The sequence below is a fragment of the Geothermobacter hydrogeniphilus genome (assembly GCF_002093115.1).
GTDB lineage: Bacteria > Desulfobacterota > Desulfuromonadia > Desulfuromonadales > Geothermobacteraceae > Geothermobacter_A > Geothermobacter_A hydrogeniphilus.
Genome location: NZ_NAAD01000010.1, coordinates 1 through 13111 on the forward strand (window position 1 = coordinate 1; position 13111 = coordinate 13111).

Below are 13111 nucleotides of genomic sequence, written 5' to 3' on the forward strand. Positions count from 1 at the left end.
GCTGAAGCGAAAATTCGAGCGTTTGAGCACAGATTTCGGCTCAATTGCCGCCTCATAGCAGTGGCTATGGGGCAAAATGGAGCTGGGATATGGGCCGAACGCGCGGATTTGCAGCCAGTTCATGGATAGTCCGACAGCCTCCCAAGGAAAGGATGAAACAGGATGAGTTGGTTATCAGGTATTATCGGCGGCGGCATCGGTGCCATGCTGGGCGGACCATTCGGCGCCCTGATCGGCGCCGCCATCGGCGCTTCGATGGGCGGCGGCCAGACCCGGCCGCAGCTCGAAGGCGGCTACGCCGGCGGCATTCATCCTTCCCAGCAGAAGCAGATGCTCTTTTTCACCGCTGCCTTTTCGATGGTCGGCAAACTGGCCAAGGCCGACGGCCGGGTCTGCGATGACGAGATCGCCGCTATCCGCCGCATTGCCAGGGACGCCATGGGACTCGACGAGCAGACCCGCCGCTTCGCCATCGAGATTCTCAACCAGAGCAAACAGAGTCCCGAAACCTTCGGCGACTACGCCCGCCAGTTCGGCGAACTCTTCTGGCAGCAGCAGGACATGTGCCAGTTCATGATGAGTTTCCTGTTCGAGGTCGCCATGGCTGACGGCAACCTGCATCCCGAGGAGGAGCGGATGCTGCTGGAAGCGAAGCAGGCCTTCCGACTGCCCGACGCCATCTATCAGTCCCTCTACGCGCGCTACGTCGGCCGGCAGCGGCCGGGCAGTCTCGGCCTGGAGGAGCATTACCGGACCCTCGGCGTCAGCAGCGACATCAGCGATGCCGACCTGAAGAAGCTCTACCGGAAAAAGGTCGCCGAATACCACCCGGACAAGATCGAGGGCAAGGGCCTGCCGCCGGAGTTCATCAAGTTCGCCAACGACAAACTGGCGGAGATCAACGCCGCCTACGAAGCAATCTGCAAAGCGCGGGGCATCTGAGCGGAATTCAGCAGGGTCTTCCGCAACAGTCAGAATTCATCCCCCTGCCACATCTCCTGCTCGAAGCGAACCACCCGGTTGCGCCCCTGTTCCTTGGCCCGGTAGAGGGCAACGTCCGCAAACTTGATACAGTGCCACAAAGTCTGCGCATCGGCGGGAAATTCGCTGGCCCCAACGCTGATCGTCTTGCTGAGAACCTCACGGTCGAGAATGAAACTCGAGGCCTCCACCCGGGAGCGGATCTTTTCTCCGATCGCCTCGGTCTGCCCCGCCTCCACATCCAACAGAATCACCAGAAACTCCTCGCCCCCGAAGCGAACCACGATATCGGCCTGACGCACACACTGCCGAATCACCGCCGCAGTCTCTTTCAGCACCAGGTCTCCCATATGGTGACCATGCACATCATTGACCTGTTTGAAATAGTCGATGTCGCACATCAGCAGGCCTGCCAACCGGCCGCGGCGCCTCAGTCCGGCCACGATGCCCTCGGTGTATTCCTGCAGGTAACGGCGGTTGTGCAGACCGGTCAAGGGATCGAGCAGAGCCGACTGCCGCAGCGCTTCCAGCAGTTTTTTTGATTCGATCACCGAAAGAGACTCCCTGACATACTGCTCCAGATGCGCCAGCCTGGTCTCCAGCTTCAGCCGCTGAATCCGGTTGTCCGGCAACGCAAATCCCACGTTCACCACCCCCGTCACTCCCCCGCTGACCAGCATGGGAATACAATAATGTCCCTTCCCCTTTCCGGCGGACTGGCAGTGGCAGATCTCCGGATAGTCCAGGTTGGAAATGACATGCCCGGTGCGCCGGACCTTGCAGAAACGTGCCTGTTCAAGGACCACCGCCTCACAGCCCGAAGCCATCTCTTCTTCCGGCGGCGGATAGACCAGATTCATCCGGTCAGCGTCCTTGTCGACTTCGAACAACACCGCGGAATCGAAATCGAAGTGGTCGGTAACCAGACGGCCGAGACGCTGATAGATTTGCGGCAGCGTTTCCTCCTCTTCGATCACTTTTTTGAACCGGGCCAGATGTTTCACCGAATCCATCAACCGATTGAACCGCTCGCCGAGGCGGCCAACCTCATCATGCGAATCGACCAGCACCTGCGGCTCCAGTTCGGCGCTACGGCCAGCGGCGACCAGATCGAGTCCATGCATGACCCGGCGCAGCGGTCGGGTAATCCCGGAACCGATCAGCATGGCCAACGCCAGAGTGCCACAGGCAAAAAAGACCGTACCGACCAACAGATCGTGCCGCAACCGGCTGAGATCGCGATCGATATCGTCAAGATAGATACCACTGCCCAGAATCCAGCCCCAGGGCTGAAAGAGCTTGACGTAGGAGATCTTCGGAACCGGATCCTGCCCGCCCGGCTTTGGCCAGCGATAGCTGACAAAACCGGCCCCCTTCTGTTTGCTGACCGCAACAAAATCACGAAACAGTAAATGGCCGGTCGAATCCTTGAAATCGGTCATATTCTGGCCGTTGAACTCAGTACGTATCGGATGCATGATCATGGTCATGTCGAGATCGTTGATCCAGAAATACTGATCCCGGTCATAGCGCAACTCACCAATCCGTCGGGCCGCTTCACGCCTGGCCAGTTCAACAGACAAACGACCTTCTTCGACCTGCCTTTCGTAGTATTCGAGCAGGGTGAAGGCCACCTCGACGACACTGCGGATGCCCTGTTTTTTCCCCTCCCGCATCTTGCCTTCGATCATCGGCAAAAAATAAAGCAGTGAAACCACAATGAACGCCGTCACACTGATCACCGAAATGCTGAGAATTTTCCAGAGAATCGGCCAGTGCCGGAATTGAATCCTGATCATGGGAACTCCTGACAGTTGTCACCTGCCCTCATCGACAGAACAACGTTTTGACAATAGTTGTTTTCTCTGAGGGCGCTCAACCATCAGATTCCACGACCCAAACCCTGTCCCCGAACGCGAATGATAGCCCCTTGACAAAATCGGCCCCTTTGGGCAGACTGCGACACATGCTGACCATGACCCTCAAGAAACAGACCAAGACCACCACCCGGACCACCAAACCGGGACGAGTGACGGTCTGTGTCCAGAAGGTTGCGTAAAGCGAAATTGAACGACACGCAATATACCGACGGCCACGGATCATCGCGATTCGTGGCCGTTTTTCATTTCCACCAACCCCCAATCCCTGCCCGCAGCGGGCAGCCGGACAGTTTCAAGGAGCGAGCCCAATGAACGTCGGATTTATCGGCTGGCGCGGCATGGTCGGATCGGTGCTGATGCAGCGCATGCAGGAAGAAAACGATTTCGCCGCCATCAACCCGGTCTTCTTTTCCACCTCCCAGGTCGGCCAGAACGCGCCCTTCGATGCCGGCAAACTGCTCGATGCCGTCGCCATCGATGAGTTGAAAAAGCTCGATGCCGTCGTCACCTGCCAGGGCGGCGACTACACGAAACAGGTTCACCCGCAGCTGCGTGCCGCCGGCTGGACCGGCATCTGGATCGACGCCGCCAGCAGCCTCCGGATGGCCGATGACGCGGTCATCATTCTCGACCCGGTCAACCGGGAGGTGATCGACGCCGCCCTGGCAGCCGGAAAGAAGGATTTCATCGGCGGCAACTGCACTGTCAGCCTGATGCTGATGGCCCTCGGCGGCCTGTTCCGCGCCGGGCTGGTCGAATGGCTCAGCTCGATGACCTACCAGGCCGCTTCCGGCGCCGGGGCACCGAACATGCGCGAACTGCTGACGCAGATGGGGCACCTGCATGACAGCGTCGCCGACCAGCTCGCTGACCCGGCTTCGGCGATTCTCGACATCGACCGCAAGGTCACCGCCGAGTTGCGCGGCAACGCCATCCCCACCGACAACTTCGGCTACCCGCTGGCCGGCAGCGTGCTGCCCTGGATCGACCGCGAGGTCGAGGACGGCCAGAGTCGCGAGGAGTGGAAGGGCTACGCCGAGACCAACAAGATCCTGCGCAGCACGACCCCGATCCCCATCGACGGCATCTGCGTCCGCATCGGCGCCATGCGCTGCCACAGCCAGGCCCTGACCATCAAGCTCAACAAAGATATTCCGATGGCCGATATCGAAGATCTGCTCGCCAACGACAACCCCTGGGCCGAACTGGTTCCCAACCGCAAGGAAGAAACCCTCGCCAGGCTGACCCCGGCGGCGGTCTCCGGCACCCTCAAAACCCCGGTCGGCCGGGTGCGCAAGATGAAGATGGGCCCGCAGTACCTCTCCGCCTTCACCTGCGGCGATCAGCTGCTGTGGGGCGCCGCCGAGCCGCTGCGACGGATGCTGCGCATCCTGCGCGAACAATCCTGAAACAGCGAACTCATTGCCGGCGAAGAGCACAGGGCATTGACCCGCCTGACTTCCCGGTTCGGGTTATACTCAGACAGGTGACGACAGACACGACAACGGAAAGCATGACCGCGATGGAAGACTACCGAGGCTACGAGCTGGGTCCGATCCGGCCGCCGAGCGAGGCGATGAGCCTGCTGCTGCGGGTGACGCGCAATTGTCCGTGGAACAAGTGCACCTTCTGCGGCGTCTACAAGCGGAAGCCGTTCAGTCTCCGCCCGGTGGCGCACGTCAAGCAGGACATCGACCGTATCCGCCATCATGTCAGCGCCATCGAAGACATCATCAACCGGCCCGGCGGCGGAAACCGGCAGGACCTGCTCGCCCTGCAGCCCGAGCAGCCGGAAAGTGAACAACTGGCATTCCACTCGGCCCTCAACTGGGTGCGCAGCGGGATGAAGTCGGTCTTCCTGCAGGACGCCAACAGCCTGGTCATCAAGCCCGACCGGCTGGTTGAAATCCTGCTGTACCTCCGCCAGGCCTTTCCCGACATCGAACGGATAACCTCCTACGCCCGCTCCCACTCCATTGCCCGCATCAGCGACGCGGATATGGCCCGGCTGGCCGCCGCCGGCCTCAACCGCATTCATATCGGCATGGAGTCGGGCGCCGACGAGGTGCTGGAACTGGTTAAAAAGGGGGTGGACAAAGAGACCCAGATTGTTGCCGGGCAGAAGGTGAAACGAGCCGGGATCGAGCTGTCCGAATACTTCATGCCCGGCCTCGGCGGCGACCGCTGCTCCCGGGAAAACGCCCTGGAGACCGCCGATGCCCTGAACCGGATCAATCCCGATTTCATCCGCATCAGGACCCTGGCGATCTCGCCCAGGCTGGACCTGTACCAGGATTGTCAGGAGGGAACCTTCCGCCAGATCGGCGACATCCGCATGGCTGAAGAATTGCTGCTGTTGCTCGACAACCTGCGCGGCATCACCAGCCGGATCAAGAGCGATCACATGCTGAACCTGTTCCAGGAGGTCGACGGCCAACTGCCGGACGACCGGGAAAGGCTGACCGCCCCGCTGCGCAGGTTTCTGGCGCTGCCGCCCGAAGAGCAGGTGCTCTATGTCGTCGGCCGGCGAACCGGGGTGCTCGCCAATCTCAGCGACCTGAACGATCCGCTACGCCGCGGCCAGGTGGAAACCCTCTGTGCCGAGAACAATGTCACCCCGGAAACCCTGGACGCGTTCACCGCCCGGGCGATGGCGCGCATGGTCTGAGCCTGAATCCGTCCGTGAGTCTCTGTCGGCAGAGACTCACGGACGGATTCAGGCTGAACGGTTCCGGACACTCTCATTCCCCTTTGCCGGCCTCTTCCGCCGACAACCGGCGCAGGTCATCCCCCAGAGGGGTACGCTCAGCAATCGGGAAGCCACGCTGCTCGATCAGTTGCCGCAGCAACTCGATCCGCTTTTCCGGATAAGGATGTGAAGCCAGCAGTCGGGATGGGCGCCGGCCTTTCTTCGCCGCCAGTCGGGCAAACAGGTCGGTTGCCCCGGCGGCCTGGCCGTAGCGGGCCACCAGCAACTCCAGGGCGTAGGCGTCGGCAGCCGCTTCCTGGCGGCGGGAATAACTCGCCTGCCAGGTCAGGAAGAGATCGGAAGCCAGTTCCGTCACCCCCGACCGTTCTCCGAACAGCAGCGCCGCAACCGCGGTGATCACCAGCCCCCGCCCCAACTGGCGCAGATGATCACGATGGGCAAAGTGTCCCAACTCGTGGGCCAGCACCATCGACAGCTCGTTTTCCGACGTCACTGCGTCCAGCAACCCGGAAAAGATCACGATGGTATTGCCCGGCAGGGCCACGGCATTGACCCGCGGATCGGAAGACAGCCGCACCCGAAAAATCCGGTCACGCAGGGGAGAGCCGGGCGGCAGGACGGCGGTCAGGGCATCGAGCCTCCGCTGCAGCGGGGCTGACTCCCGTGCCGGAAACTGCCGCCGGGCATAGTCCCCCAGCCAGTTCTCAACCCGCGTCGGCAGATGATCGACGGTCAGGTCGACCGCCAGCCCGAGGCCGCCGAACACCAGCAGACAGAGCAACAGCAACCCACCCAGCAGCCAGGCCAGTTCGGCCAGGGGATGGGTTCTCGAGACATTGACGTTTTCGTCGGGAAGTCGGGGGGTGAATTTCATCCGTTTATCCGGATTATGAGAAAATAAAGAATGCCGCCAAGATACCAAGAAGGCCAAAAACTCATTTAACGGAGAGGCGGAGAGAAGCAGAGAGGGAGAGAAAAATTTTTGGGTTTAAAACCAAAAATCTACTTTTGGTTTTCTCTGCGTTCTCTCCCTCTCAGCGACTCTCCGTTAAAAAAAGATTTTCCTGGCGCTCTTGGTATCTTGGCGGCCCAGAAGACCCTGAATCCGGTTACTTATTGAATACAATCGCCGTGCCGTAGGCAATCGCCTCAACACTGCCGACCTGGTTTTTCCGGTTGGCGTTGCGGCCGATGGTGGCGGTTTCGAGCCGCAGGTTGAGAATCATGCCGGCACCGCGCTGCTGCGCCTCGGCCTTCATCCGCAGGATCGCCTCGCGCCGCGCCCGGTCGACCAGCGATTCGTAGGCCTTGACCCGTCCGCCGAAGATGTTGCGCAGGATCGCCAGCAGGCGTTTGAAGTAGTCGATCGAAACCACCGTGCTGCCGCTGACCAGGAAGGCCTGCCGGACCCTGCCGGGAGGGAAACTGCCCTCGGCGGTGACCACGGCCAGGCGGACCAGCTCCCGCTCGCGTTTTTCGATCGACTTGTAGTGGCGTTTCTCGGCGAGACTGCCGGCGGCATACCCCAGGGCCAGCAACACGAGAAAAATCACCAGGTCGGGGGACTGGAGAAAGAACTCCACCATGGCCGCCCCCTATTCCACCCGCACCGCGGTGCCGTAGGCGAAGAGTTCCGCGGCCCCCTGAGCGACCGACGACGTGGCGAAGCGGATATTGACCACCGCGTTGGCGCCCATCTGCCGGGCCTGGTCGGACATCCGCTGCATTGCTTCGTTGCGCGATTCCTGCAGCAGCTCGGTATAGCCCTTGAGTTCGCCGCCGACCAGGTTTTTCAGACCGGCCATGAAGTCACGGCCGATATGCTTGGCACGCACCGTGCTGCCCTGAACGATGCCGAAGTGTTCAACAATTTTTTTGCCCGGCACGCTGCCGACATTGGTGAGAATCATACTGCCCTCCTGTTAACCTGAAACAGATTATTTTCGGCAAAGCATAATGAATTTTCGCTCACTTGGCAATCACGGAAAGAGCACCAAGACGACAGAGTCTTGCCTGCCGGACGCAGATCAGTTAACATGACCAACCTTGCAGGCCAGTAGCACAATTGGCTAGTGCACCGGTCTCCAAAACCGGGGGTTGCGGGTTCGAGTCCCTCCTGGCCTGCCAATTATCAAGAAGGGGAGCGGTCCACCCGCTCCCTTTTGCATTGCCTGAATCAGTGCGTTCCTTGTCGGCGGATAGCACAAGTCATTGATCTGCCTGGGCTTCCCAGAAATCACCAGCGAACCTATGGGTGCGCTTCAGATTTCTGGAAACCCCATTCAGGCCAAGCACTTGCACTCTCCATCCAACAAAAACTCACTGATTCAGGCATTGGAGAAACACGAATGTTTGACCGCATCATCATTCACTACAGTGAAATCGGCATCAAGGGCAAAAACCGCTCCTTCTTCGAGAACCAGCTGGTCAGGCGGATCAAGCAGGCCCTCGGCGAGCAGGCACGGGTTCACAAGCGTTACGGCCGCATCGTCTGCGTTCCGGAACCGGATGCCGATGCCGCACGGATCTCCGATGCCCTGCGCCGGGTTCCCGGCATCGCTCATTTTTCCATGGGCTGCGCCGCCGAAAAGGATCTCGAGGCGATCAGGGAGAAGGCGGTCGGGATGCTCTCGGAGATGGACTTCACCAGTTTCGGCGTCAAGAGCCGTCGTTCCGACAAGAGCTTCCCGGTCAACTCCAACGAAATCAACCGCCAGGTCGGCAGCAGCATCGTTCTCGGCCTCGACAAGAAGGTCAACCTGACCGACCCCGATCTCTGGCTCCACATCGAACTGACTCACGACGAGGCCCTGCTCTACAGCACCAAGATCTCCGGGCCCGGCGGGCTGCCGGTGGGCACCAGCGGCAAGGCGGTGGTTTCTCTCTCCGGCGGCATCGATAGTCCGGTGGCCGCCTGGATGATGATGAAACGCGGCTGCGAGCTGGTCTTCGGCCACATCCGCAACGAAACCCAGTTCGCCGGCGGAGCGGTCGGCAAGATCGAAAACCTGGTCGCCACCTTAAGCCGCAGCCAGCGGCGCTCGAAACTCTACATCTTCCCCTTCGGCGATATCCAGCGCCACATCATCGCCTTCGTCCCGGCCAAGGAGCGGATGATCATCTACCGACGCTGCATGATGCGCCTGCTCAACATGCTGGCAGAGAAGGAAAAGGCCGGGGCCATCGTCACCGGCGACTCCCTCGGCCAGGTCGCCTCGCAGACCATGGACAACATGCTCTGCATCCAGGCGGCGTCGAAGCGCCCGGTGCTGGCCCCCCTGGTCGGCCTCAACAAGGAGGAGATCATCACCATCGCCGAACGGGTCGGCACCTTCGAGGACTCGATCCAACCCTACCCCGACTGCTGTTCCTTCATGATCGCACCGCACCCCGACACCCGCGCCAGGCTGCCCGATATCGAGCGTTTCGAAGCCGCCATGCCGCAACTCGACGAGCTGCTGCAGGCCTGCCTCGACGGCGCCGAACTGCGGATCATTGATGCTGAGACCCCGGACGGAGCGGAGTCCGAAACGAAGACCTGAAACCGCCTGCCACTGAAGACGATCTTGCCGCGCCGGTTGCGGGGTGCTAAATTTATCGGATCGCCCCCCGCGAGGCAAACAAACTTTCTGGTTCGGGAAGGAATAAAACCCATGAGCGAAAAGACCGGCGTCAAACCCTCCTGTTCATCCTGCAGCGGCGTCTTCCAGAAACAGGGAGCGACCAACTGCTGGAGCGAACCGGGCCAGGGACCGGCCAAACCGGGCTACTGTCCGTCGGATCCCCATGCCGAGATCATCCGCGAAGCGTTCGAGAGCTACCGGGGGGACGATTTCGACGCCCGACTGGCCCGCATGGCGGCCAAGGTGGAAGGCCTCTGCTACCAGCCGGTGCCCGGCTCCGACGCGGTCAACGCCCGCTGGACGCGGGTCGAGGACACCATCGCCCTGTGCAGGCTGATGGGCTTCAAAAAGATCGGCATCGCCACCTGCATCGGACTGCTCGACGAAACCCGGCGCCTCTCCGAGATCCTCGCCGCCCAGGGCCTGGAACCCTTCTCCGCCTGCTGCAAGGCCGGCAGCATCGACAAGCTCGACCTGAACCTGAAAGAGGAAAACAAGGTCCGTCCCAACACTTTCGAACCGGCCTGCAACCCCATCGCCCAGGCCCGAATCTGCAATGCCGAACAGACCGACATGAACATCATCATGGGGCTCTGCGTCGGGCACGACATGCTGTTCAGCAAATATGCCGACGCCCCCGTCACCACCCTGGTCGCCAAGGATCGGGTCACCGGCCACAACCCGGTCAGCGTCCTCTACGGCCAGAATTTCTACTACAAGCGACTGCAGAAACAGCCGGTGCTGACGGACGAGGAACTGAAAGAAATCTGACATAGCTTGCGTTCCTCCTTTTTCCTGAAACAATTAAACAGGAAAAAGGAGGAACACACCATGCTCATCACTACCACTCCCCAGATCGAAGGCCGGCAGATCAACACCTACCTCGGCGTCATCACCGGCGAAGCGGTCCTCGGCGCCAATATCTTCAAGGATATGTTCGCCAATATCCGCGACATCGTCGGCGGCCGTTCCGGATCATACGAAAAGGAACTGCGCAAGGCCCGCGACTACGCCTTCGAAACCCTGCGTCAAGAGGCCGCCGAACTCGGCGCCGATGCCGTGGTCGGAGTCGACATCGACTACGAGGTTCTCGGCGAAAAAAACGGCATGCTGATGGTTTCGGTCAGCGGAACAGCTGTCAAGCTGGCCTGAAAAAACACCTCGAAACCAGCGGAATCCGTCGGTTTTCTCTCTTCTATCATTGCAACCTGAAATCAGAGCGTTACAGTTAACCTGAATCGGTGAGCCCCTTGCCGGCGGATAGCGCAAGCCATTGACCTGCCTGAACTTCCCCAAAATTACCAGCGAACCTATGGGTGCGCTTCAAATTTTAGGAAAGCCCATTCAGGCCAAGCACTTACGCTCTCCATCCGACAGGAACTCACGGATTCAGGGTTATCTTTACTGGCGGGCGCCTTCCCGGCGTCCCTCTTGAAACCTGATTCAGGTTGAACCCCTAACCAGGCGACTGAGGTTGCGATGACTGGCAAGGAACTTCTCTTACGGGCCCTGGCAGACCGGGGCGTGCAGACCATTTTCGGCTACACCGGCGGCGCCATCATGCCGGTGTTCGACCAGATGGACAAACTCGGGCACTTCAAATTCATCATGTCGCGGCATGAACAGGGAGCGGCCTTCATGGCCCAGGGTCTGTCCCGCGCGTCCCTGTCAACCGCCAACCCGCAGGTCGGGGTCTGCATGGCGACCTCGGGGCCGGGAGCGATGAACCTGGTCACCGGCATCGCCGACGCCTACATGGACTCGGTTCCCATGGTCGCCGTCACTGGCCAGGTCGCCACCGGCGTCATCGCCACCGACGCCTTCCAGGAGAGCGACGTGATCGGAGTGATGATGCCGATCTGCAAACAGACCTACATGCCCCTCTTCGTCGAAGAGATCGAGCAGACCGTACACGAGGCCTTCTATGTCGCCACCACCGGACGCGGCGGACCGGTGGTGCTGGATATTCCCAAGGATGTCCAGAATGTCCAGGTCGACAAGGATTACCACTTCGACACCGCAGCCTTCCGGCCGGCCCTGCCCGGTTTCTACTACCATCCGACACCGGCCCGTGAACCGCTGCAGAAAGCGGTCGAACTGATCAACCGCAGCGAGCGGCCGGTGATCTTCTGCGGCCACGGGGTGATCAGCAGCAACGCCGGCAAACTGCTGCAGCAGTTCGCCGAAAAAGTCAATATCCCGGTCGCCTTCACCCTGCACGGGCTCTCCGCCATGCCCCTCGACCATCCCTTAAGTCTCGGCATGATGGGGATGCACGGCACCGTCGAGGCCAACCGGGCGATCATGGAGGCGGACCTGCTGATCTCCTTCGGCATGCGTTTCGACGACCGCGTCACCGGCAAACTCAGCGAATACGCCCAAAATGCCGACGTCATCCACGTTGAAATCGACCCTTCGGAGATCGGCAAGAACGTCCAGCCGACGGTCGCCATCAACGCCGATGTCTACCGCACCCTGCATGTCCTGGTTAGCGACCCGATGCTAGCCGGCAAGCCGCGGCGCCGCTGGCGCCAACGCATCGCCGAGGCGCGCGAGGTGATGGCAGCGGACCTGCGCCGGGAGATCGACAAGGGCGTGGGGGATGACGGCGCGCTGCTGATGAAAACCATCATCGACCGGCTCTCGAAACTGACCGGCGGCCGCGACCTGATCGTCTCCGACGTCGGCCAGCACCAGATGATGGCGGCCCGCTTCTACAACTACCAGACCCCCAACAGCTGGTTCGCCTCCGGCGGCGCCGGCACCATGGGCTGCTCGCTGCCAATGGCGATCGGTGTCAAACTGGCGCGGCCCGAAGAACGGGTCTGGTCGATCAACGGCGACGGCGGATTCCAGATGAACATGCAGGAACTCGGCACCATCATGGAACAGGGAACCGACCTCAAGATCATGATTCTCAACAACGGCTACCTCGGCATGGTGCGCCAGTGGCAGACCCTGTTCTTCGACGGCCGCTATGCCGGCACACCGATGCAGAGCCCCGATTTCGGTCAGGTGGCTTCCGCCTACGGCATCCCCTACCGCAAGGTGACCGAACTCGCCGAGATCGAACCGGCGATCCAGGAGGCGATCGACCACCCGGGAGCGATCATGCTCGAATTCGTCTGCGATCCGAGCGAGGTGATCCTGCCGATGATCCCCGCCGGCGGCGGCTTCGACGACATGATCATCAAACGCCCGAAGGCGAAGAAGAAAAAGGACTGAGGACAAGACCGGAATCAAAGTCTTTAACGCAGAGGCGGAGAGGAGCAGAGGTGGAGAGAAAACCCGGTTTCAGGGGGACCTCAATCCAAACAAGATTTTGGTTTTCTCTGCGCCCTCTCCCTCTCTGCGGCTCTGCGTTGAAGAGGTTTTCCTGGTGCCCTGATGGCCAATGATATTGTTTTCCAGATGATGAACGGAGAATACCCCCATGAAACGACGCGCGATTCTCGCCTTCATGCTCGACCGTCCCGGCGTGCTGCAGAAAGTCTCGATGCTGATCCGCAAGAAGATGTACAACGTCGACACCCTGACGGTCTGCAACTCCCGCAAGAAAGGCATCAGCCGCATGACCATCACCCTGCGGGAAGATGACGAAGAGAAGGTGCAGCAGATCCTCTCCCAGCTGGAAAAATTTACCGAGGTGGTGTCGGTCAAGGAGCTCGATACCGACCACAGCTATTGGCGGGAAGCGGCGATCATCAAGGTCGAAGCTGATGACGAACATCTTGAATCCTTCCGCAAGGACTACACCTTCGAGATCCTCGACCACAAGAGCAACGAAATCCACATCATCCAGATTGCCGGCTCGACCCGCCGTATCGACGCTTTCGTCAAGGATCTGGGGGAGGAACACATCATCGAAATCGCCCGCACCGGGGTCACGGCGCTGGAGAAATAATAAAACCTGGCGG

At 60.5% G+C, this 13111-nt stretch carries 12 protein-coding genes and 1 tRNA gene; 9 read left to right on the forward strand and 4 right to left on the reverse strand.

Translation table 11 applies throughout. The annotated features are described in order from the left end of the window. Positions 1-162 precede the first annotated feature (162 nt). Positions 163-942, forward strand: a complete 780-nt coding sequence (gene djlA / locus B5V00_RS08825; RefSeq protein WP_085010420.1) for a co-chaperone DjlA — start codon at positions 163-165, stop codon at positions 940-942. Between the two features lie 29 nt (positions 943-971). On the opposite strand, the gene B5V00_RS08830 is transcribed toward djlA, so the two are convergent. Beyond that, entirely contained in the window at positions 972-2780 is a 1809-nt protein-coding gene (locus B5V00_RS08830) for a diguanylate cyclase (RefSeq protein WP_085010421.1), read from the reverse strand. 389 nt (positions 2781-3169) lie between these two features. Between B5V00_RS08830 and asd the strand changes: the two genes are divergently transcribed. Continuing rightward, positions 3170-4270: an aspartate-semialdehyde dehydrogenase gene (gene asd / locus B5V00_RS08835; protein ID WP_085010422.1), complete on the forward strand. Its 1101-nt coding sequence runs from the start codon at positions 3170-3172 to the stop codon at positions 4268-4270. A gap of 113 nt (positions 4271-4383) precedes the next feature. Then, on the forward strand, positions 4384-5529 hold the full coding sequence (locus B5V00_RS08840) for a radical SAM protein (protein WP_216355475.1): 1146 nt from the start codon (positions 4384-4386) through the stop codon (positions 5527-5529). A 73-nt stretch (positions 5530-5602) separates the two neighbouring features. Here B5V00_RS08840 and B5V00_RS08845 read toward each other — a convergent pair whose 3' ends face one another. From B5V00_RS08845 to B5V00_RS08855, 3 genes are all read right to left on the reverse strand, one after another. Beyond that, positions 5603-6445, reverse strand: a complete 843-nt coding sequence (locus tag B5V00_RS08845) for a M48 family metallopeptidase (RefSeq protein WP_085010424.1) — start codon at positions 6443-6445, stop codon at positions 5603-5605. A gap of 235 nt (positions 6446-6680) precedes the next feature. Further along, on the reverse strand, positions 6681-7157 hold the full coding sequence (locus B5V00_RS08850; RefSeq protein ID WP_172399684.1) for a YbjQ family protein: 477 nt from the start codon (positions 7155-7157) through the stop codon (positions 6681-6683). Positions 7158-7166: 9 nt separating this feature from the next. Then, positions 7167-7481 carry a YbjQ family protein gene (locus B5V00_RS08855; RefSeq protein ID WP_085010425.1) on the reverse strand — a complete coding sequence of 105 codons (315 nt, stop codon included), beginning with the start codon at positions 7479-7481 and terminating at the stop codon, positions 7167-7169. 140 nt (positions 7482-7621) lie between these two features. Here B5V00_RS08855 and B5V00_RS08860 point away from each other — a divergent pair. The 6 genes from B5V00_RS08860 (at position 7622) to ilvN (ending at position 13098) form a co-directional block, all read left to right on the forward strand. Beyond that, a tRNA-Trp gene (locus tag B5V00_RS08860) sits at positions 7622-7698 on the forward strand. A 221-nt stretch (positions 7699-7919) separates the two neighbouring features. Further along, positions 7920-9113: a tRNA uracil 4-sulfurtransferase ThiI gene (thiI, locus tag B5V00_RS08865; protein ID WP_085010426.1), complete on the forward strand. Its 1194-nt coding sequence runs from the start codon at positions 7920-7922 to the stop codon at positions 9111-9113. A gap of 111 nt (positions 9114-9224) precedes the next feature. Next, positions 9225-9965, forward strand: a complete 741-nt coding sequence (locus tag B5V00_RS08870) for a DUF1847 domain-containing protein (protein WP_085010427.1) — start codon at positions 9225-9227, stop codon at positions 9963-9965. Positions 9966-10025: 60 nt separating this feature from the next. Beyond that, the gene (locus B5V00_RS08875) at positions 10026-10346 is read left to right on the forward strand and encodes a heavy metal-binding domain-containing protein (RefSeq protein WP_085010428.1); all 321 of its coding nucleotides are present in this window, start codon (positions 10026-10028) and stop codon (positions 10344-10346) included. A 327-nt stretch (positions 10347-10673) separates the two neighbouring features. Then, a complete protein-coding gene (ilvB, locus tag B5V00_RS08880; RefSeq protein WP_085010429.1) occupies positions 10674-12419 on the forward strand; it encodes a biosynthetic-type acetolactate synthase large subunit in 1746 nt (581 codons plus the stop codon). Between the two features lie 208 nt (positions 12420-12627). Then, a complete protein-coding gene (ilvN, locus tag B5V00_RS08885; RefSeq protein WP_085010430.1) occupies positions 12628-13098 on the forward strand; it encodes an acetolactate synthase small subunit in 471 nt (156 codons plus the stop codon). Positions 13099-13111: the final 13 nt, after the last annotated feature.

Coding starts and splice junctions, on each gene's coding strand:
- B5V00_RS08850 (WP_172399684.1), bottom strand. CDS start 7,157: ATGGTGGAGTTCTTTCTCCAGTCCCCCGACCTGGTGATTTTTCTCGTG.
- B5V00_RS08845 (WP_085010424.1), bottom strand. CDS start 6,445: ATGAAATTCACCCCCCGACTTCCCGACGAAAACGTCAATGTCTCGAGA.
- asd (WP_085010422.1), top strand. CDS start 3,170: ATGAACGTCGGATTTATCGGCTGGCGCGGCATGGTCGGATCGGTGCTG.
- B5V00_RS08875 (WP_085010428.1), top strand. CDS start 10,026: ATGCTCATCACTACCACTCCCCAGATCGAAGGCCGGCAGATCAACACC.
- ilvB (WP_085010429.1), top strand. CDS start 10,674: ATGACTGGCAAGGAACTTCTCTTACGGGCCCTGGCAGACCGGGGCGTG.
- thiI (WP_085010426.1), top strand. CDS start 7,920: ATGTTTGACCGCATCATCATTCACTACAGTGAAATCGGCATCAAGGGC.
- B5V00_RS08855 (WP_085010425.1), bottom strand. CDS start 7,481: ATGATTCTCACCAATGTCGGCAGCGTGCCGGGCAAAAAAATTGTTGAA.
- B5V00_RS08840 (WP_216355475.1), top strand. CDS start 4,384: ATGGAAGACTACCGAGGCTACGAGCTGGGTCCGATCCGGCCGCCGAGC.
- djlA (WP_085010420.1), top strand. CDS start 163: ATGAGTTGGTTATCAGGTATTATCGGCGGCGGCATCGGTGCCATGCTG.
- B5V00_RS08870 (WP_085010427.1), top strand. CDS start 9,225: ATGAGCGAAAAGACCGGCGTCAAACCCTCCTGTTCATCCTGCAGCGGC.
- ilvN (WP_085010430.1), top strand. CDS start 12,628: ATGAAACGACGCGCGATTCTCGCCTTCATGCTCGACCGTCCCGGCGTG.
- B5V00_RS08830 (WP_085010421.1), bottom strand. CDS start 2,780: ATGATCAGGATTCAATTCCGGCACTGGCCGATTCTCTGGAAAATTCTC.